Origin of the sequence: Clostridium sp. HCS.1 (assembly GCF_047900555.1) — a bacterium.
Taxonomy (GTDB): Bacteria; Bacillota; Clostridia; order Clostridiales; family Clostridiaceae; genus Clostridium.
Map to the genome: position 1 here is coordinate 1,236,495 of NZ_CP170704.1, position 22,514 is coordinate 1,259,008.

A 22,514-nucleotide genomic window follows, 5' to 3' on the forward strand; every position below is an offset into this window, starting at 1 on the left:
GATAAATAAAAATGGTGGTGAATTTATTGAAGCAAGGGTTATATGAGCAAGTAATTAATACTGAAATACAAGTATAAGTACAAAAGTTAAGATGACACTTGTTATGCCCGGGGGTATTAGTGGGGTAGTAACCCACTTGCTTATGGTTTTTTCATATTTATAAGTTATAATATATTTAAAGAACTGTTTATAAATTTTAAGTATACAGAAAAATTTCATATAATATATTATATAGAAATTATTAGTAAGGGAATGGGGAAATTGGAATATAAGTATGATAGAGAAAATAAAGAATCAATAGAGGAATATGCTAGAAGGCTACTTAATAAAAGTTTAAATGATATAAACGAAGATATAAAGAAAAATAAATTTAATAATGAAAAATCTAAAGGTAGATTGGGACAAACTATAGAAGAAGAATACTTTGGATATAAGGTTAATAGCAGGCAAGAAGCTGATTTTAGTGAAGTTGGTGTAGAATTAAAAGTTTGTCCGTTAAAATCCATAACTAAAAAAGAAAATTCTAATAGTATAAGAGAACAACTAGGATATTCAGCAAAAGAAAGAATTGTTCTTAGTATTATTGATTATTTTAAACTGAATGAAGAAACATGGCAAAATAATTCAATAATGAAAAAATGTAAAGAGCTTCTTTTAATGTTTTATATGAATGAGAAATACGTTGAAAAAGAAGATTTAATATTTAAAATTATTAGCTTATGGAGTCCATCAGAAAAAGATTTAAAAATTATAGAAAGGGATTGGAACATAATAGCTGATAAAGTTAGGAATGGTAGAGCACATGAAATTTCTGAGGGTGATACCATGTATCTTGGTGCATGTACTAAAGGGAGCACAGCAGAAAAAAGTAAAAGGCGACAACCTAATTCAGAAATTATGGCTCAACAAAGAGCATTTTCTTATAAAAGACAATATGTTGATTTTATTATAGATGAATTATTGGAAAGAGAGCAGCATAGAGAAGTAAAGCTTTTAAATTCATTATCAGATGGAAAACTTTTATTCGATGAAAAAATATATAAATTATTTGACCAACTTTTAAATAAAAGTATTTCTGAAATTATTAATATATATTCAATAAATAGGGAAAGAAAAGCTAAAAATTTTATCAGACTAATAGTAGATGATGTTTGTAAATCTACATTTGGAGACAAGCTTGAGAATTTTGAAGAGTTTAAGAAGGCAAATATAGAGGTGAAAACTATTGTGCTAAAACCTAATGGTACGCCAAAGGAGTCAATGTCTTTTGAGCAAATTAATTATTGTCAAATAGTAGAAGAAGAATGGGAAGAATCTACAATACGAAATAAATTCGAAAATAAAAAATACTTATGGATAATTTTTAAGAGTAAGATTAATTTTGAAAAACAATCAGAATTAAGCTTAGATAATATTTATCTTTATAAAGTCATGTTTTGGAATATGCCTATATCTGATTTAGATGGTAGTATGTATAGGGTTTGGTTAGATACTATAAATAAAATAAAACAAGGTGAATATGAAAAGTTTATTAAAATAAGTGATGGAGAAATTGCTCATATAAGACCAAAAGCACGTAACTCAAGTGATTTAATTATTACACCACAAGGAATGAAAGCAAGAAAGAAATGCTTTTGGTTAAATGCTAAATATTTAAAAGATCAAATAGATAGATATTAAAGTGAGTTAATGGAGGTGAAAATATGGCTGGATATATAATGAGTATGGATAATGAGGACTCTTTAAAAGAATGTATCATAAATGGAATATATAGTACAAATTTAAGTAATCCTATTAATAATAATTGGAAGACGCATCATGAAGGAACTTTTGCAGACTATTTTGGAATGAAACCTGGAGATAATATTTATTTTTTCATTAAAAGAAAAATATATGGGATTGGAGAATTAGTAAAAGTAAAATATGATTGTAAATACTGGAATTATATTGATGCAGGTATACCTAAGAATTATGAGTATAATGAAATTAAAAATAGCATGATTATGAATAAAGAGAATAATATTAAAAATAGATGCTTTTGTATTTTTAAGCCATATCCTAAGTTTTTCACTGATGGTATTGATATGGATGAAGTTTTGGCATCGAACCCAAGTAAGTTTAAGTCACTAAGAGCATTTTGGAAATTATCCTTTATAAAGGTAGATGAAGATGAAAATAAAGCACTTAGAGATATTATCTTAAAAAGAAACGAAGAGTTTATTTATGAAGATGGAAATTCATTTGAATATAATTTAAAGTTTAAAAATGAACTATCAAATAAATTAGATGAAAGATATATTATGAACTCACAGCCTCTATTGATAAATTCATATAATAGAGATAGAATAAAACATGAAATGGCTATAGAAGCAGCATTAATAGATATCATAAGTAATAATAAGTGCAATATATTTGGCTCTTGGGATTATTTATCACATCAAGTTATAGCATCTCCATTTAAAGCAATAGATTATATGGATAAAATGGATTTATTCGGATTTAAGTATATAGAGGGATTTGATACAATTTCTAAATATTTGGTTGTAGAAATAAAAAAAGATGAAGCAACAAAAGATACAATAAATCAAATAATGAAATATGTTGATTGGATTAATGGAGAATATTCTTTTGGAGACTATGGCATGATTCAGGCTTTTGTTGTTGCATATAATTTTAGTGAAGATGTAATTAAGTATAAAAATGAAATATGTATAAGAAATTATATAAAAGGAAAAAGACCAACAATAGCTAGTACTTGGAGTTATGTAAGATTAATAAAATATAGATTCAATGATAATAAACTTCAATTTTATGAAGTGGAATAATATATTTATTGTAGATAACTTTTAATTTAGGTATTATTAAGTTATCTACTTTTTTGTTTTTTATAATTAAATCTATAAAAAAAATATTTCTTGAATAAGACAAAGAAATATGATAAATATATATAGAACGATCGTTTGTGTAGGTAGTAAATTAGGAGGTTATCAATATGAAACATACAATTTGTGAATTATTTGCTGGGGTAGGTGGATTTAGAGTTGGGCTTGAGAAAAGTTCATCAGATTGGAAAACAGTTTGGGCAAATCAATGGGAACCTAGTAAAAAAGTTCAACATGCTTTTGAGTGTTATAAAAGTCATTTTGAAGCCTCTGGCGGTATAGATGAGTATAGTAATGTAGATATCTCTCAAGTTCCAGCGGAACATATTCCAAATCATACATTATTGGTAGGGGGATTTCCATGCCAAGACTATTCAGTTGCAAGCACTGGTGCTCGTGGAATACAAGGAAAAAAAGGAGTGCTTTGGTGGGAAATTGAAAGAATATTGAGTGTAAAGAGGCCTCCATTCATATTATTAGAGAATGTAGATAGATTACTGAAATCACCATCAAGTCAACGTGGAAGAGATTTTGGAATTATTATTAGTTGCTTAGCAAAATTAGGATATTCTGTTGAGTGGAGAGTAATAAATGCGGCTGAATATGGTTTTCAACAAAGAAGAAGACGTACATTTATTTTCGCAGTACATAACACAACTAAATATTATATGGAATTAGAAGCACAAAGTGAATATGAGCAAATTCAAGATAAAGGGTTTTTTAGTTCAATATTTAGTGTGGAAAAATTCTCTAAAGAAAATATTAGAAGCATAAATATAAAGAATAATTATAATTTAGATATACTTGATATTTCTAATGACTTTTCATTTGAATTTGGGAATTCTGGAGTGTATAAGAATGGAATAATTTATACAATAGATACAAATCCTAATGCTTTATTAACAGGGAATCAAATAACTTTAAATGAGATTTTAGAAAAGAATGTGGATGAAAAATATATTTTATCTGAAGATGATTTAGAAAAGTGGACTTATATGAAAGGAGCTAAAGCTATTGAAAGAACCTCTAAAAGTGGGCATAAGTACATATTTAGAGAAGGTGGAATAGCGTTTCCAGATTTCATAGATAAGCCAGCAAGAACAATGCTTACAAGTGAAGGTAGTAAAAATAGAAGCACTCATGTTGTTAAAGATATTTCTACAGGAAAGTTAAGAATATTAACACCTGTTGAATGTGAAAGAATAAATGGATTTCCAGACGATTGGACTAATACAGGTATGACCCATTCATTTAGATACTTTTGTATGGGAAATGCGCTAGTTGTAAATTTAATAGAGCATATGGGGAAAAAGTTACATAGTATAATAGAAAATGAAAATATATAATTAAATATTAATATAAAAATAAAATTGTGAGTAATTTCTAATAATAAAAAGCTGCATGTATAATGTAGCTTTTTATTATTAAATAAAGTAATAGAAGGTAATAATGTATAGACTTTTATATAGGAATTCTAAATTAGAATTTTTAAAGTTAAACAAGAAATAAAATGGAATTTAAGTAGTTTTTACAGGAAAAAAATATATAATTATATTATGTTGATATTTAACATATAGGGGGCAGAAAAGTTATGGTTAATTTTATTAAAATATTAGACTTTTTAAGAGAGTACAATAATAAGCCTTATCAAAAAATAGAAAAAATTGATGATAGTAGAAAACGAGAAGAAATGATAAAAATAAAAAATTCAGCTTCTGAGATGATAAATGAATGGAAAAAGATATATACTAAATTTACTGAAAAAGGCTACATATATAATACTAAATCAGCTTCTCAGTGGCTAGATGGATCTAATAAAAAAGTTAGAGATTATTTGTGGATAGAGTTTAAAAGAGCAGATAAAGGCAATCTTACATCTAGCATTTCTGTTTTTGCAGAAATTATAAATTCTGAACCTCAAATTAGAATATCAATTGAAATTAGAGGCAGTGAAAGTGATAAAAATGAGAAGAGAAGACATAATAGATATTTAGATTATATTAATATGAATGATGATACTTTAGAATTCTTTGGTAGTGAGAATAATTATGTTGATTATAAAATATTAAGTATTGATGAAGTTAATGATTTTATTATTAAAGTAAAAGAAGATAAATATAAAAAATTACAAGTAGGAAAATCTATTTCTTACAATGAAATAAAAACAAATGGAAATGAATATACATTAAAGATTTTAGAGGATTCATTTAATAAGTTAGAGGCATATTATGATAAATGTGTAGAAGATATAGATGGATTTGATAAGAAAGAAATATCTGAAGAAAAAGAGAGTATATTACTTGAAATAAAGGGACAAATTACTTTACAAGACAAAATAGAGAGAATTGAGAATTATATTAAAAGTAAGAGTTTTATATACAATAAAGAAGAGTTAAGCAATTTTTATTTATCACTAAAAACAAAGCCATTCGTTATCTTAGCAGGTATAAGTGGAAGTGGTAAGTCAAAGCTAGTTAAATTATTTGCAGAAGCCATAGGATGTAAGGATAACTATAAGTTGATTTCTGTAAAGCCTGATTGGAATGATAGTACGGAGTTGCTTGGATATAAGAATATTAAAGATGATTTCATAGCAGGAGAACTTCTTAAAACAATAAAAACAGCTTCAAAACCAATTAATAAGAATAAGTCATATTTCGTTTGCTTGGATGAAATGAACTTGGCCAGAGTAGAATATTATCTAAGTGAATACTTAAGTATTATTGAATCAAGAGAAAGAAATGAAAATGGAGAAATAGTAACTAATCCTATCATATCAGATAATTATCTTCCAGATGGAAATGAGTATAAAGGTCTTGGTATTCCAGAAAATCTTTATATTATTGGTACAGTTAATATGGATGATACTACTTTTTCTTTTAGTAGAAAAGTATTGGATAGAGCTAATACTATAGAGTTTTTAGATGTAAATTTAGAAACATTAGATTTTGACAATGAACAAGTTATAAATATAGATGTTGATAATAAGTTTTTAGAAACTACCTTTCTAAATATACGAGAAGCAGTAAATTATGACAAAGATTTTGTTAAAAGGATAAATGATAAAATAATAGAAATAAACAATATATTAAAACAATATTCAAGGCATTTTGGATATAGAGTAAGAGATGAAATAGTATTTTATATGCTAGAAAATAATATAGTTCAATTACTAGATGAAAATGTGGCTTTTGATTATCAAATAATGCAGAAAATATTACCAACAATAATAGGTAGTGATGAATGTATTAAAGAAATATTAATAAAACTATTTAACTATTGCTTAGATGGAACAGAAATAGACCCTGATGGAGATTATGTTAATGAAGCAAAAGAAAATATAAAAAATGCTAAATATAAAATGAGTGCACAAAAAATATATATGATGCTAAGAGGATACAGGGATGGCTATACTTCATTCTGGATATAAAAATAACAAAATACTCGAGATAGTTTGTGATGAATTTGAAATAACTATTACAGGGAATCCAGATGATAAAAAATCAAGTAATCTAGATTACAATAAAAATGTTATGGCAAAGATACTTATAAACGGAAAATATGAAAATGAAGTGACTGTAAATACAATAGATAGCTATGGTCAAATGGTTGATAGTAAAAATGGAACAATGTTACCATGCTTTTATGAAAATGGAGAATATCAAATTGTATTAGTAAATAAAACAGATAGTAAGTATAAAATTGAACATATGGATAGTGATTTATCAAATAATATGCAAACATTTGCTAATGTAAATGTAGGTCTAATAAAATTTGATTCTAATATAGGTTATTCAACTTTTAATGTAATAAAAGATCAAGTATGTATACTGAGTTTTACTATAGAAGTGTTTCCATCAAAAGTAGATTATAAAACAGATTACAAAGAAATAGTAAGTGATATTAATGAAGAAATATCTTCATTAGCTTTTGAAATATTAGGTAAAACATATTTAAATACAGTATTAAAAAATACAAATAAGCAAACAAATTCAGAGTATATAAATATTCTTAAATATATTTTTAAAGACTTAGAAAAAGATATAAATAGAATATGTAACCATTTTAAACACAATATCCAAACTATTGAAAATATAAAATCAGTTGAAAAATCAAGAATTACATCGAGGAAAACAGTTGATTATATAAGAAAACATCCAAGTTCATTAAATGAAGATAGAGTAGGATTTGTAAATATAGAAAATAAATCATATATTCCAACAAAAGTAGTTGATAAAAGAAAAATTACAACTATTGATATATACGAGAACAGATATATTAAATATATAATTTCAAATATTATAAAGAGATTAGTATCTATTGAAAAAAATATATCTAAAGTCTATAAAAATGAAAATTCATATATAAATTTTATTAAAGGTAAAAGAATATTATTAGAAAGATATCTAAAAATATATTTTAATCAAATTAGTGATTTAAAAGATCAAAAATCAATGTCACTAGTATTTCAAATATCTCCAGGATATAAAGGGATTTATAATAAGTACATTATGTTAAAGAAGGGGCTTGCTTTAGGAGAAGATTTATATAAGATGACACCAAAGAAATTATATAATTTGTATGAAATATGGTGCTATATAAAAATACATCATCTATTAAGAGATATGGGATATAAAGTTAAAGAACCTGGAATAATAAAATATAGTGATAATGGATTGTATTTGTCATTAATACAAGATAAAGAAGCTAAAACAATATATAGCAATGGTTCAAATGAAATAAATCTTTGGTATAATAAATCATATTCTTTACCAACAACCAATCAAAGACCAGATATTGTACTTAGTATTAAAAGTTCAAAGAATAATGAAGAACGTATTTATATATTTGATGCAAAATATAGAATTAATACAGATTCAAATGAGATTGGGCCTATGGAAGAGGATATTAATGTAATGCATAAATATAGAGATTCTATAGTATCAGAATTAAAGGAAACATTCCAATTTAAATATGATACTTTTGGAGCATACGTGATGTTCCCTTATAGTGATGAAAAGAAGTTTATTAATAATAAATTTTATAAGAGTATTGAACAAGTTAATATTGGAGCATTACCAATGTTGCCAGGAAGTACAAAATTAATGGAACATCATTTAAGAAAGATAATTGGAGAATCGTTACTTGAAGCTAAAAGTAATAGAATCATTCAAGATGAATTAGATGACTATTCTAAGTTTAAAGATAGAAATGTTATGGTAGTAAATACGTTTGATTCCGAACATTATAATGCATATATGGAACATAAATTCTATCATATACCAAAAAGTAGTCTTTCTAAAGTGAGATTAGGAGTAAAGTACTTAGCATTTTATAAATCAAGAAATAACTTTGGAGAAGATTGTGGAATTCAGAACTATGTAATTATTAGAAATGTTTATGAATACAAAAGAAGCGAATGTAAAGAATTAAAATGTAAAAAGTGGAAGGGAAATGAAGTCTATTTAAGATTTGAATTTGATGATGTAATAGAAATAAATAATATAGAACCAATTCAATCTAAAGGTTTAATTTCATATACAACATTATATTTATTAAAAAATGCAAGTAATATGCATATGCTAAATATAAAAAGTAATTTTGAAGTTAAAGTATATAAAAAACTTAATGATATTTCTAGTAATATTGGGGAAAAAGTTAAAAAGGAAAATGATAAATATTACTTAAATAATCATGAAATTGAAGTATTATCAAATAATAATATTAGAGTGGATGGTAAGTTTATTGAATATAAATACTTAGAATATATAATTACTTGAAATATTATATGATAAAAATCCATCTTTTAGAGAATGAGTTAAATACTTTAAAGATAAGAAAAGAGATATATTCTTCATTCCACTAAATAAAAGTGATAAAGATTTTTCACCTTCAACATTATACCAGGATTATGCAATAAACGAGAAACTGTTCCATTGGCAAACACAATTAAGAACTTCAGTTGAAAGTCCAACAGCACAAAGATATATTAATCACAAGTCAACTAACAATAAGATAGCTCTTTTTGTTAGGGAGTATAAGGATAGAGATAGATTAACATCACCTTTTACTTATTTAGGAACTTGTGAATATAGAAGTCATACTGGGAAAAAACCAATAAGTTTTGTTTGGAGATTGCATGAAGAAATACCAGCTAAGCTGATTAATAAAGCAAATAAATCAATTATTATTTAATATTTAAATAATTTATGTTTATGTAAAGCCTATATAGAATTTTATGTTTAATAATATAAATAATTAGAATATAATAAAGCTAAATATGTAAATATAAGGAGTTTCTATATGAATAAAGAAGAATTTATAAAAAAGATAAAAAAATATAGAGAAATTATAGCCTTATGTGAATTTGGTAGTTATGGTACTCAGCATTGGATTAAAGATAGAAGTGATATTGATTTACTTGTTGTTGTTGGACCAAAGGTGGATTTTTTAGATACAATTAATATTGAGGATGAAATAAAGGAAATAGCTAAAGAATTCTATAAATATGAGAAAATAAATTTAACTTTTCTATTATTTAATGATTTTACTAATAAATATGCTCGTATTGCAGTAGATAGTGATAAGCAATATATTTTAGATGAAGAAAGATGGTATGATTTTAATCATTATGTACTAAAGTCAGTAAGAAATAACGAGAAGTTAGAGAAAACATTAAAAGTAGATGAGCAATATAGTTATTTTGGAGGTATTATAGATGAGTCCTTATTATAGATATAAAAAAGAGAAATTTTTAGAAAAATATCAAAGTGCATATAATATGGGATTTTTGATGAAAATTTAAAGGGATATCTTATTATGGCTATAAAGCTAAGAAATAGATATACTCATGATTATTATTTAAGGGAAGAAAGTGAAAAATTCATAGAAGAGTTTTGTTTTAAGAAGTTAGCATATTTAAATATATTCTTAGAAGAAAGTAAGGATAAGGTTATTTTAAGATATAGAGAATAATCTATATATAAGTGTAGTTATTAAATTTAAATGCACATAATGATGCAAAATGGGTTTCATTAGAAAAATTATCATCACAAACTTGGGTTCCAGCAGATGTTCAAGTGGTTGAAGAATTATTAAGAAGATATTTGGATTAATAAAGATAGGATAATTTAATTAGTGATAATTATAAAATATATCATATTTATTTTTCCCCTTAAGTAATATTTATTAAGTAGATATTTTAGGGGGAATACTTTTTGGGAAATTATAAAGAAAACAAATCTATTAAAGTTATAAAAAAGGAAATTAAAGATAAGGCAGATAGCTTAATTGAGAAAAATAAAATACTTAAAAAGTATGAAAAAAGCCAAGTTTTAGTTTCTACAATAGGAATATTAGGAACATTACTTTATTGCTTTTTAACAAATAAGAACTATAGCATAAATGAAATTTGGTCAAGATATGAATTCTATGGAGCTTTAGTTTTTGTTCTAATTTATAATGCTATTATTGAGAAAAGAGTAAAGAGTTTAAAGAAAGAAGTAGAGAAGGGCAAGGAGACTATTAAAAATAAAATGATTCTTAAAATATGCGACTGTGGGGAGTACTGTTACTGTAAAGAAGAATTAAATGAATATATGAAGAAAAATGGTATTGGAATTATCTAGTGGAAATTATTGTTTTAATAAAGCATTATATAGGTATAAAAAATAATAAAAAAGATAAAATTTAGTATGAAACTATATTAACAACCATTACATGAGATGGTATAATTTACTTACAGATACGGATTGTTACTCTTTGAGGCATTACCAAGTTTATTTTTGGCGTGCTTTGAGGAGTTTTTTTACGTAAAGGAGGGTGAAATGAAAAAGGGAGATAACTTTATGTTAAAAGATAAGTTTGATGAAGAAGTTAAAGAGTACATGAAGGAACACTTAGAAATATTAAATGGTGATAAATGGAGAAATAAATATCATATAATGCCACCAATAGGTTGGATAAATGATCCTAATGGCTTATGTGAATTTAATGGAGCAGAAGTGTTTAGCACTAGAATTTATAATGATGATATAGATAAGAATTTAAAGTTAAAAGGGAATGGAGCTGCAATAGTAGAGTACTTCGAAATATGTTAACATAATGAAGATCCAGCTAAGCTAATAAATAAAGCAAACAAATCTATAGTAATTTAATAAAGTAATTCATATTAAAAAAACTCTAAGTGAAAATTAAATTCCTTAGAGTTTTTTCAATATAAAAATAAAATGAATAATTAAATTACTCATTAATAGCTTCAATTCCCTGTTCTTTTAGTTTGTTTAAATTATCCTTCATAATTTTAAGTTCTTCTGGTGAATGGCCCTTCCATTCAGTTATTTCTCCAATTACTTTTAGTGGAAAGGATGTACGATAAGAACGTGTAGGATTTCCAGGAAACTTTTTATTAGTTAAATTAGGATCATCTTCAAATTCTCCAGTAGGTTCAACTATATATATTCTTTCATTGTCATCACCAATTGCTAGTTCTACTCCCCAAATTGCTGCCTCCAAAGTTGCTGTCATATAAACAAAATTAGCTTTTTTACCTTTGCCATAATTAGATGAAAATCCTATTTTAATTAAATCTCCTATTTTAAGGTTAGCTTTTGTTCCGTGATAAAAAGGTCCCTTATCTAATATTTTATCTGATTTAGATTGGATTGAAGTTTTGTTTTCAATACTCATATAAATTCTCCTTTTTACTAGAATAATATAATTAATAGGTAGGTTACTAGTTTTAAAAGTCATTTTTGCTAATTATATTTACATCATCTTATCATAGGAAAAATGGAAACATAAGTCTATATTTTATATTTTTTACATGATATAATTAAGGTGGAAAGATAGTTTTACTAATATAAGTAAGTTATGATTTTTTTAGTAATGTGATATATGTGAAATATCATGTTACTTTATTTTTTATAAAAGAAAATAAAGTAACAGGTTTATATGTTTAGTGTTAATGCAAAATAGAAGAATTAAAGAGGAATGTAGAAGTTATGAAGCTAATAGAGGTAGTTGCAGCTATAATAAAAAAGAAAGATAAAATATTTATAACTCGCAGAAGCTATGGAGAATTTCAAGATATGTGGGAGTTTCCAGGTGGAAAAATAGAAGTAGGAGAAACAAAAGAAGAGGCATTAATAAGAGAAATTAAGGAAGAACTTGAACTAGATATAAATAATTTAGAATATCTAACAACTGTAGAGTATGATTATACAAGTTTTCATTTAACTATGCATTGTTTTACTTGTGAGATATGTGGTGGAAGCCTTAACTTAAATGCACACAATGATGCAAAGTGGGTTTCATTAGATGAGTTAGAATCACAAGATTGGGTACCTGCAGATGTTGAGGTAGTTGAAAAGATATTAGGAGTTATTAAGTAAGTGTTACGATGATTTATTAATATAAACTTAGAAATAAAGAAAAACTTATACTAGCAATTTATGTACTAGTATAGGTTTTTCTTTTTATTAAATAATAGAAAAAATTTATCTATTTTTCTTAATAAGTGGTCTTGTTTAACTAGTTTTCCTAGAAAAAGTACCTCTATTTAGTTTTGTGTTTCTTTCTCTATATGTATAAGAAATTGATTAGTTTTACCCATATTGTATGCTAATTTTATCATGCTGATTTCTTCAGAGGTTAATTTTTTATTATACATTTTTTCAATTTGAATAATTAAGGCATTATAATCAACTATTTTCTTTGGCTCTGATTTTATTCTAATAGGTGTATGGGAATAAGCTTTCGGCTCTATGGAATCAGTATATAATTTTTTAAATACCTCAGCTGTATAGTAAGCATCGTTGAAAGCATTATGAAATTCACAACTTATATTTATATTTAGAAAATCTAGTGCATTTTTTAGTCCAATCCTTTTTCCACCTGGAACTTTAAAATGTTTACTAGCATAATCTTGAATATCTATATAAAGTTTAGGAAGGTCTTCAGTAGGGAGATTAAAGTAAATAATGTTTTTATATAATTCTGTTAAGTCTAAAATCCCCCAAACAATGAATGTTATATCTTCTTTTCCAATAAAATTCATAAAGTCATAATAAATATTTGTAAATTCTTTGGCAGAAGAAACCATTTCGTCAGTAATCTTTGTTAGATCTTGAATATAGGGAAGAATATTTTTATAAACAGTAGGCTTTACTAATTCATTAAATGTTGAAATAGTTTTAAAATTTTCATCAAGTTTTAAGGCTCCAATTTGTATTATTTCAAAGGGTAACTGAGTAAGCCTATCTTCTTTATTAGAGCTTTGATTAAATTCTAAATCAAATATAATATACTTCATCATATATACCACCTTATGGGAAATTTAATGTTTAGAGGTATCTGTTGCTTTATTCCTTTTTATTAAATAAATTATAGCAGCAAGTAAAGCAATTATAATTAAAATAAATAACATTATTCTAAAAATACTATAAGCTTCATATTCAAATTGTAAATTTGTATCACTATTAATTTGATCTAAAGTGTAGGTCCATTCTAAGGTATCTTCATTTATTACATTATTAGAATTTGATGATAATATTTTACCAGGTATAATAATCTTATTGCTAAATGGTATATACCTTAAGTATGCAGATAAATTACTATCTGCAAGAGATGGTAAATATGCTGATAAATCACTATCAACAAGAGAAGATAAATCAGAAAGGAATTTTATATCAAAAGTGTATAAGTTTTTGAATAAAGAAGTTGATTTATAGCTTTCTATTGATATGTAGTCTTTTAGTTTAGTAGATGATAATAGATAATTAATAACCTCTCTAGATAAAACTAATTCATCAACATACATGTTAATTTCGCTATTATACGATGATTTAACTGCTAAATAAGGATTTATTTTATCCTTTATATTAGTGTTTTCTAATTGACTTTTAACTAATGAATCATAATTTAAAATAATTTTAATCTTAGAAATACTATCCCCTGTTATTGTAGTTTCTGTAGTAATGTTGGCACTACCACAAGAAACTAAAAAAAGTGATAGGAATAAAACTAATAGTATTATTATTTTTTTCATGGCTACCTCCTGATATTAACAATTATTGATACTTACATTTTTAACAAAATTGTTGCTGAAAATACCAAAAAAGTAATAATAAATATAAGTAATAAGAAACTATGATGGAAATTATACCAATATTTACAATGAGAAAATATAAAATTAGTGAAAATAAAATTTACATTTAATATAAGTTTAAGTTATAATAAGAAAATTGATTATTATGTTATTTTATTTAAAGAGAAAAATAGTAACTTATATTTGAAGATAAATAAAATATGGAGGGATTCTTATATCAATGAAGATAGCTATATGTGAAGATCAAGTTGTACAAATTAATTTACTTAATAATCATATTAAAAAATGGGCTAAGGAAAAAGATATTGAAATATCAATTGATAATTTTACAACAGCAGAATCATTTTTATTTGAATGGTCAGATTATGATCAATACGACATTATATTTTTAGATATAAAGTTAAGCAAAATGTCAGGAATTGAATTGTCTAATATAATAAGAGAAAAAAATAAAAATATAGATATAGTATTTGTAACAGGATTTTTTAAATATGCATTACATGGATATAAAGTTCGTGCATTACAATATTTAATAAAACCTATTAAGACAATAGATTTATATTATTGTTTAAATAGCACATTAGATAGAATTACTAGTGAAAAAGAAGATTCTTCACTAGTTTTAGAAACAGGAAAAAAAATTATAAAATTAGATTATAATAAAATACAGTATTTTATAATGTTTTCTCCATATATAGATATTCATACAAGTACTGAAAAAATTACTATAAGAAAGAATATAGGTGAGATAGAAAAGATTTTGCCAAGTGAATATTTTATTAGATGCCATAGATCTTATATAGTAAATGTAAGATATATTAAATCAATAATAAAAAATAATGTATTATTAGAAAATGGGGTTAAGATACCTATAAGTAGAGGAAAATATAAAGAAGTTAATGATACTTTTATAAATTATATTTGTGAATAAGGATTGAAATAGTTTATGATAATTTTACATGTATTAGAAGGAATAAGTAACTTACTAAGTTCAATTATGATAATATACTTTTTTAATACAATAATGGAACCTAAAATTAAGAAATACAGCAAAGTATTTACAATAATAATGATTATTTTTTATGCTTCAATGTCAACAATAAACATCAATAAAGTATTTATTCACATGAGTGGAATTAAAATAATTAGATTTATGCTTTTTTATTATAGTTTATTAATAATTTATCCTCTTTTATTTAGAAAATGTAGAATATCAGAAAAGTTTTTTTTATCTTCTTTATATATTACTATAATGGTAGTAAGTTCTTTTATAATATACATTATAGTTTCAATGTCATTTAATATAACCTTTTCCGAGATGTTTCTATATACTAATTACAAAAGAGTTATAGTAGTATTATTTATCAGATTATTTCAATTTGTACTTATATGCTTCTTTTTGAATAATATAAATTTTATAAAATACATAAAAGATATAACATTATATATAGTTGCAGCTATATTACTTTTTAATCATATATTAATATTCATTATAGAAAGAGCATTAATAGTAAATATAAATACAGTGAATAAGGATACTATAACCATTTTATTTATTTTATGCAGTATACAAGTATTGTCAATATATATATTAAATATATTTTCAAAGGAAATGGAAGAAAAGTTCATATTAAAAATGGATTTAGATCGTAAAATTCATGATAAGGAAATTATAGATATGTATACTGAAATGGTTGGTTGGAAACATGATTTCAGAAATCATATAAGTATGATATCTGGTTTATTACAAGTAAGTACTAAAGAAGATGTTATTTCATATATAAATGAAATAGATAGTAGTATTACTAAATTAGATAAAAATATATATACAGATAATATAGCCATAAATTCTATATTAGTAAGTAAAATTAAAGCAGCTGAAGGGAAAAATATACATATAAGCTTAAATTTAAAAATAAATTCAGATATAAAAGTTTCTAGTGTAGATATATGTACTATACTTGGTAATCTTCTTGATAATTCTATTGAAGCTTGTGATAACATTAAGGACTATAGATTTATTAATTTAAAAATAGCATCAGAAAAAAATATATTAGTTATTAAGATAAGTAATAATACTAGTAGTGGCTATGTAAATGAAATAGATGGTAAATTTATATCATCAAAGAATAATTATATGAATGGAATTGGTTTAGTTCAAGTAGATAATATAGTAAAAAAATATAATGGGTATGTTAATAGACATCATAAAAATAATATATTTACTACATATATAATGATACAGCAAGATAAGAAAATAAGTTAAGGATACTGTTTTATAGCAGTATCTTTTTTATTATACGAGGAATTTATAAAAATATTACCCTGTGAATAATTTTTTATAGTAAACTTTCCATAAAGTAATTATAAATACAATTAGACTACAAAAAAATACATTTTACGACAAAAATAAATTTCATTAAGATAATTAAAGTAAAATAAAAATATAGAAGGATTTATATAAAGCAAATTTACTTTATGAGGTTTAATGATATGATACTGAAAAGATTAATGATATTTATTTTAATATTTATTTTGATTCCTATAAAGACCCATGCAGAAGTACTAAATGATTCTAAATTTGAAAGTATATCTATTAATGATGGCCTTTCAAATGAATATGTAACAACTATATTTCAAGATAGCAAGGGATATATGTGGATAGGCACAAAAGATGGTCTTAATAGATATGATGGTGAAATAATAAAAATATATAACTGTAATGTTGAAGATGACAATACTTTAAGTTCAACATTTATAACAACTATAGAGGAAGACAGCAAAGGAAATCTTTGGATAGGGACTGATAATGGATTAGATTTCTTAGTTAGAGATACAGACACCATTATAAGAATGAAAGATATAGATGATAAATATAATTTAGGTAATTTAAAGATAACATCACTATTAAAGAGCAGTTTTGAAGAGAATATTATGTGGGTAGGTACAGAAAATGGTTTAATTAAGATTAATATAAAGGATGAAACAATTGAAGCATTTTATAACCGCCAAAGTGATAATAATACCTTAACTAGTTCATCAATAACATGTTTAGAAGAAGATGAAAATAACTATCTGTGGGTGGGAACTAGATCAGGAATAAATATAATAGATAAAAATTCTGTAATAAGTAATAATAAAGAAAATGATAAATTATTTATCAACTATATATCAAAAGATGAACTAGGTAACATGTGGATATCCACTAAACAAGGTATCATTATTATAAATATAAGAGAAGATAAAAAGGATCATATATATGTAATTAATAGTGAAGTAGTTAAAAAGTATAATGTAAAAGAAAATACTGTAACTACTATTTATGATTTTAAAGATAATAAAGTGAATTTTTATAATAATTTTATCTTAAATGATAGTAAAAATAATGTTTGGTTATCTACAAGTAATGGTGCAATAAAGTATTTGAGAGATAAAGGTAACTTTAATGTATACAGAAAGGATATAAGTAGTAAAAATTCAATTTCTAGTAGTGTTATAACCTGTTTTTATGAAGATTCTAATGGAACTATTTGGATTGGAACAGACAAGGGAGCTAATATATTAAATGATAAAGCTACATTTAATTATATTAGTAAATGGAATAGGAATATAGTATCTATATTACAACATAATGATAATATATGGATTGCTACTAAATTCAATGGAGTATATATATATGAAGCAGAGAGTGGTAATTTAAAAAGTTGGCTATATGAGAAAAATAGCTTTAGTTTAAGTGATAGATATATAAAAACTATGTTTAAAATAGATAATAGGTATATGGTTCTAGTAACTAATAAAGAAATGATAGCTTTAGATACAGTGGATAAGGTATATACAAAAATAATAATAGGAGAGTATTATTCTTCAGAACTAAATTATTTATACAGCGATGAAAAAGAAATATGGATAGCAACAACAAATGATTTTTACTCTTATAATATAGAAAAAGACAAAAGAAATTATTATAGCGAAAGTATGAGAGAGCTTGGAATAAATCCAGGAGTAATAAAGTACATTTTACAAGATAATAAATGTGAAGATATTCTTTGGTTAGGTGGAGTTGAAATTGGCTTAATTAAATTCCACAAAGAAAAAGGGGTTATAGAAAGATATATAAATGATCCTTCAAAAGAAACCTCTTTAATTAACAACTATATAAATTGTATGACATTTGATAATTCAGGAAACTTATGGATAGGAACAAATGTAGGACTTAGTAAATTTGATTTAAATACAAAGGAATTCACTTCTTACACTACTTCAGAAGGATTATCTAATAATTTTATCAATTCAATATTAATTGATGATAACAATCATATTTGGATAAGTACTAATAAAGGGTTAAATAAGTATGATATAGATAAAGATACCATTATTAAATATACTATAATGGATGGCTTATATGGATATCAATTTAATTTAAATTCAAGTTTAAAGCTTAAAGATGGAAACATAATATTTGGTAGTACTGAAGGGCTTACCTACTTTAATCCAAATGACATAGTTGATTATAAAATGCTTAAAGATGAAGTAGTAATTGGAGATATTTTCGTTGGACATAATAGAGTTTCCTATGATGGAAAAGAAATTGTTTTAGATTACAATTATAAAAATTTATATATTAATTATTTTCTACCTAATTATGAAACTTTAAATAATATAACTTATGAATATATGTTTGAAGGAATTGACTCAAGATGGATATATATGGATACTAGTAATGAAATCTATTTAAAATCTTTAGAACCTGGAAAGTACACTTTAAAAATAAGAGCTAGAGATGGACATGGTGAATTAACTAAAGAAACAAAAATTAATATAAGGGTAAAAGATCCTTTTTGGAAAACACCCTTAGCTTATATAATATATTTACTAATATTACTAGTAATTATTATTTATATATTTAATTATGTTAAGATATTACAGCACCTAGTAAATCAAAAAACAATGAAACTTAATAAACAGTTAGAAGAGAATAAAAAGTTAAGTAAAGAACTAATAAATAATGAAAAGTTTAAAAATAATTATTTTGTAAATTTATCTCATGAGCTTAGAACACCAATAAATGTTATTGTATCAACGGTACAACTAATAAATTTACTTAATAAAGATAAAAATATCACTCATGATAAAATAAATCAATATATGAGTATTGTGCATAAAAGTTGTAATAATCTATTAAAAATAATAAATGATATTATAGATAGTTCAAAGATAGAAACTGGAAAATATAAAATTTCTAAGAAGAATAATGATATAGTTTATATAGTTGAAGAAGCCGCACTTAATATGAGTAATTATATAGAAGATAAAGGTTTATCCCTAATAATTGATCCTGATATGGAAGAGAAGATAATATCCTTTGATGAAACAGAAATAGAAAGGTGCATAATTAACTTATTAGGTAATGCAGTTAAATTTACTAAAGAAGGCGGGGAAATTAGATTATATATTAAGGAAGTTGATGACTACATTGAGATAACTGTAGAAGATACTGGTATCGGAATATCAAAATCTGATCAAGAATTTATATTCAAGAGGTTTTCACAGGTAGAAGGTACTGGAGTTATAAAGGCAACTAGTAGTGGTATTGGACTTACCCTTGTTAAATATATAGTTGAACTTCATGGTGGATATATTAAACTTGAAAGTGAAGTTAATAAAGGTAGTAGCTTTACTATAGGCCTTCCTAATGTATTAGAAAAATGTGAAGAAGAGTATGATAGGAAATTTTCTAATAAGGGGATAATACATTCTTTAAATGATAAGGATATTTTAATGGATTAACAAGTTATATAGAACTAGAATATTATGTATATGGTAATCGTGTATTTTAGTATAACTTATAGCAATTGGAAAAAAGATATATTAGTACATATAAGTATTAATATATCTTTTTTATTATTTAAAATTTATAATATAGATAATGCAGTTGTTATAAATTGTAATTGATTTAATAATAAGATATAATAAAATTGAAATATTTTAATGAAGATAGAGTGCTTTTTATATTTAATTTTATGTTTATTTTAATAAAATAATTTGGAGGAAATAGAATGGATAGAAGAGATTTTTCTGACTTAGAAGATCAGATTATGAATACAGTGAAAAACGCCTTTAATGCTATAGATTTCGTAAATTTAAAAAGAGATATTAGCTATAAAGCTGAAGATACAATAAATGAATTTAAATCAAAGCTAAATGAATTTAATATAAAAATAGAAAATAATTATAATAACTTAAATAAGAAGGCTAAAAATAATATATCAACATACATTGATAAAAGACCAGCTGGAACTGTATCAGGAATTGTTTATATGATATTTGGCTTATTAGGCACTATGTTTTTTGGAATTTTATCATTAGTATTTATAATATTTATGTCATTTTTCAGTAAATTAGTTGCTGATACATTAGGGGCCTTTATAGTAATAGTTTTACTTTTAGGAATAAGCTTAGGTTTATTATTTAGAGGTGTAAATTTAAGAAAAAGAATAAAGCGTTTTAAGACTTATGTAAGATTTATTGAAGATAATAGTTATTGCTTAATTAAAGACCTAGCTAGATTTGCTAAAGAAAAAGAAGCTTTTGTTATTAAAGATCTTAATAAAATGATAAATTTAGGTATGTTTACAGAAGGACATATAGATGATGAAAAAAATTACTTTATGTTAAATGATGATGTTTATACTGATTATTTAAAATTAAAAAAGCAACAAATGGATAAGGAAGAATTAGATAAAAAGGCAAAGTTAAATAGAAATATAAATGATTCTGAAGAAGAAGAATTAAATTCTATAATTAAAATGGGAAGAAAGTATATTGAAGAAATAAAATCTGTAAGAAATGAGCTTTATAAAGAAGAAATAGCTCTTAAGATAGATAAATTACAAGGCATAGCAAATCAAATACTTAATTATGTTGAACAGAATCCTAAAAAGCTTCAAGAAGTTAATAAATTTATAAATCATTATCTTCCTATTACTATAAAGCTTATTAATTCATATAAGGATTTAACTAAGCAAACAGTACAGGGCGATAATATAATGAATGCTAAAAATGAAATCGAAAAAAGTATTGATATTATAAATAATGCCTTTGAAAATTTATTAGATGATTTATATGAAGATATTGTTTTAGATATTTCAACAGATATTTCTGTTTTAAAAACTTTATTTAAACAAGAGGGATTAACAGAAGAGGATTTCAAAAAATAAGCTTGAAGTAAAAGGGAGGAAATTATAATGAGTGATGGATTTAAAGAGGATATTAATTTAAAGCCTGAATTAGTTTTTGAACCAATGGTGGAAGAGGTTGCTAATTTAGAAGTTAAAGAAGATAAAAAAGAGGAAATAATTGATGAAATTAATTTAACAGATGAAGAAAAACGTATGGTAGATGAATTTGTAAATAAAATAGAAATAAAGAATTCAAATTCTATTTTACAATTTGGAGTAGGAGCTCAAAAGAAAATTTCGGATTTTTCAGAAACCGCCTTAAATAATGTAAGAACTAAAGATTTAGGCGAAATTGGTGATATGCTTTCTAGCGTAGTTCATGAATTAAAGAATTTTGAAGATACAGAAGATAAAAAGGGCATCTTTGGTTTTTTCAAAAAAGGCAAGAATAAGATTTCTGAAATGAAGATAAAGTATGATAAGGTAGAAGATAATATTAATAAAATGTGTAATAACCTTGAAAAACATCAAATACAACTTTTAAAGGATATTGCCATGCTAGATAAGATGTATGAAATAAATAAGGCATATTTTAAAGAACTTTCTATGTATATACTAGCAGGTAAAAAGAAGCTTCAAAAATTAGAACAAGAGGAGCTACCTAAATTACAAGAAAAAGCAAGAATTACTGGACTTCCTCAAGATGCCCAAGAGGTAAATGATTTTCTTGCTCTTTGTAATAGATTTGAAAAGAAGATTCATGATTTAGAGTTAACTAAGATGATTTCTCTTCAAATGGCTCCACAAATTCGTTTAATTCAAAATAATGATTCTTTAATGTCCGAAAAAATACAATCAACAATAGTTAATACTATCCCTCTTTGGAAGAGTCAAATTGTTTTAGCTTTAGGAGTTGCGCATTCTTCTAATGCAGCAAAGGTTCAAAGTGAAGTTACAAATATGACAAATGAACTTTTACGTAAAAATGCAGAAATATTAAAAACTTCAACTATAGAAACTGCAAAGGAATCAGAAAGAGGAATTGTTGATATTGAAACCCTTAAGGTTACTAATGAATCTTTAATTTCAACTCTTGATGAGATACTTCGTATACAAACAGAAGGACGTCAAAAGCGTAAGGAAGCTGAAGTTGAATTAAGAACTATAGAAGATCAATTAAAAAATAAACTTTTAAATTTTAAAACTCAATAATATTTATAAATAAAGCAAATGCTTCTCTTTTGGTACAGTAAAAAGCTGTTTATTATAAGAGAAGTTTTTTTATTACATTTCTAGGAGAAAAGAACATAAAATTACAATTTTCTTAATATTCTGAAAAACTTT

General features: G+C 24.5%; 18 protein-coding genes and 1 pseudogene. 16 read left to right on the top strand and 3 right to left on the bottom strand.

Features of this window, described 5'->3' with window-relative positions:
* Positions 1–261 precede the first annotated feature (261 nt).
* The 10 genes and pseudogenes from ACFYH6_RS05860 to ACFYH6_RS05905 all read left to right on the top strand — a co-directional run bounded on the left by ACFYH6_RS05860 (position 262) and on the right by ACFYH6_RS05905 (position 10,981).
* On the top strand, positions 262–1,680 hold the full coding sequence (locus tag ACFYH6_RS05860; RefSeq protein WP_416246474.1) for a Sau3AI family type II restriction endonuclease: 1,419 nt from the start codon (positions 262–264) through the stop codon (positions 1,678–1,680).
* 23 nt (positions 1,681–1,703) lie between these two features.
* Positions 1,704–2,825 (top strand): hypothetical protein, encoded by a 1,122-nt coding sequence (locus ACFYH6_RS05865; RefSeq protein WP_416178884.1) that lies wholly within the window; start codon positions 1,704–1,706, stop codon positions 2,823–2,825.
* A 167-nt stretch (positions 2,826–2,992) separates the two neighbouring features.
* Positions 2,993–4,228, top strand: a complete 1,236-nt coding sequence (gene dcm, locus ACFYH6_RS05870) for a DNA (cytosine-5-)-methyltransferase (RefSeq protein WP_294363147.1) — start codon at positions 2,993–2,995, stop codon at positions 4,226–4,228.
* Positions 4,229–4,473: 245 nt separating this feature from the next.
* Positions 4,474–6,312, top strand: coding sequence for an McrB family protein (locus ACFYH6_RS05875; protein WP_294363144.1), 1,839 nt, complete (start codon positions 4,474–4,476; stop codon positions 6,310–6,312).
* The gene (locus ACFYH6_RS05880; protein ID WP_416178883.1) at positions 6,287–8,662 is read left to right on the top strand and encodes a DUF2357 domain-containing protein; all 2,376 of its coding nucleotides are present in this window, start codon (positions 6,287–6,289) and stop codon (positions 8,660–8,662) included. The genes ACFYH6_RS05875 and ACFYH6_RS05880 overlap by 26 nt, the downstream gene beginning before the upstream one ends.
* Positions 8,663–8,672: 10 nt before the next feature.
* A pseudogene (locus ACFYH6_RS05885) lies at positions 8,673–9,077 on the top strand (DUF3427 domain-containing protein); the annotation flags it as partial.
* A gap of 108 nt (positions 9,078–9,185) precedes the next feature.
* Positions 9,186–9,617 carry a nucleotidyltransferase domain-containing protein gene (locus ACFYH6_RS05890; RefSeq protein ID WP_416178882.1) on the top strand — a complete coding sequence of 144 codons (432 nt, stop codon included), beginning with the start codon at positions 9,186–9,188 and terminating at the stop codon, positions 9,615–9,617.
* An 84-nt stretch (positions 9,618–9,701) separates the two neighbouring features.
* Positions 9,702–9,857: a hypothetical protein gene (locus tag ACFYH6_RS05895; RefSeq protein WP_294363135.1), complete on the top strand. Its 156-nt coding sequence runs from the start codon at positions 9,702–9,704 to the stop codon at positions 9,855–9,857.
* Positions 9,858–10,099: 242 nt separating this feature from the next.
* The gene (locus tag ACFYH6_RS05900) at positions 10,100–10,510 is read left to right on the top strand and encodes a hypothetical protein (RefSeq protein ID WP_416178881.1); all 411 of its coding nucleotides are present in this window, start codon (positions 10,100–10,102) and stop codon (positions 10,508–10,510) included.
* Between the two features lie 198 nt (positions 10,511–10,708).
* Positions 10,709–10,981, top strand: a complete 273-nt coding sequence (locus ACFYH6_RS05905; protein ID WP_416178880.1) for a hypothetical protein — start codon at positions 10,709–10,711, stop codon at positions 10,979–10,981.
* Positions 10,982–11,123: 142 nt separating this feature from the next.
* On the opposite strand, the gene arr is transcribed toward ACFYH6_RS05905, so the two are convergent.
* Positions 11,124–11,570 carry an NAD(+)--rifampin ADP-ribosyltransferase gene (gene arr, locus ACFYH6_RS05910; protein WP_416178879.1) on the bottom strand — a complete coding sequence of 149 codons (447 nt, stop codon included), beginning with the start codon at positions 11,568–11,570 and terminating at the stop codon, positions 11,124–11,126.
* A 314-nt stretch (positions 11,571–11,884) separates the two neighbouring features.
* Here arr and ACFYH6_RS05915 point away from each other — a divergent pair, with 314 nt between their 5' ends.
* Entirely contained in the window at positions 11,885–12,274 is a 390-nt protein-coding gene (locus tag ACFYH6_RS05915) for a (deoxy)nucleoside triphosphate pyrophosphohydrolase (protein ID WP_416178878.1), read from the top strand.
* 167 nt (positions 12,275–12,441) lie between these two features.
* Here ACFYH6_RS05915 and ACFYH6_RS05920 read toward each other — a convergent pair whose 3' ends face one another.
* On the bottom strand, positions 12,442–13,197 hold the full coding sequence (locus ACFYH6_RS05920; RefSeq protein WP_416178877.1) for an exonuclease domain-containing protein: 756 nt from the start codon (positions 13,195–13,197) through the stop codon (positions 12,442–12,444).
* Positions 13,198–13,218: 21 nt separating this feature from the next.
* Positions 13,219–13,929: a hypothetical protein gene (locus ACFYH6_RS05925; protein ID WP_416178876.1), complete on the bottom strand. Its 711-nt coding sequence runs from the start codon at positions 13,927–13,929 to the stop codon at positions 13,219–13,221.
* Between the two features lie 280 nt (positions 13,930–14,209).
* On the opposite strand from ACFYH6_RS05925, the gene ACFYH6_RS05930 reads away from it, so the two are divergent.
* From ACFYH6_RS05930 to ACFYH6_RS05950, 5 genes are all read left to right on the top strand, one after another.
* Positions 14,210–14,920 carry a LytTR family DNA-binding domain-containing protein gene (locus ACFYH6_RS05930; protein ID WP_316342350.1) on the top strand — a complete coding sequence of 237 codons (711 nt, stop codon included), beginning with the start codon at positions 14,210–14,212 and terminating at the stop codon, positions 14,918–14,920.
* 15 nt (positions 14,921–14,935) lie between these two features.
* Positions 14,936–16,255, top strand: a complete 1,320-nt coding sequence (locus tag ACFYH6_RS05935; RefSeq protein ID WP_416178875.1) for a sensor histidine kinase — start codon at positions 14,936–14,938, stop codon at positions 16,253–16,255.
* Between the two features lie 227 nt (positions 16,256–16,482).
* Positions 16,483–19,779 (top strand): ligand-binding sensor domain-containing protein, encoded by a 3,297-nt coding sequence (locus ACFYH6_RS05940; protein WP_416178874.1) that lies wholly within the window; start codon positions 16,483–16,485, stop codon positions 19,777–19,779.
* Positions 19,780–20,048: 269 nt separating this feature from the next.
* Positions 20,049–21,209 carry a 5-bromo-4-chloroindolyl phosphate hydrolysis family protein gene (locus ACFYH6_RS05945; protein ID WP_316343629.1) on the top strand — a complete coding sequence of 387 codons (1,161 nt, stop codon included), beginning with the start codon at positions 20,049–20,051 and terminating at the stop codon, positions 21,207–21,209.
* A 27-nt stretch (positions 21,210–21,236) separates the two neighbouring features.
* Positions 21,237–22,382, top strand: a complete 1,146-nt coding sequence (locus ACFYH6_RS05950; RefSeq protein ID WP_416178873.1) for a toxic anion resistance protein — start codon at positions 21,237–21,239, stop codon at positions 22,380–22,382.
* Positions 22,383–22,514 lie beyond the last annotated feature (132 nt).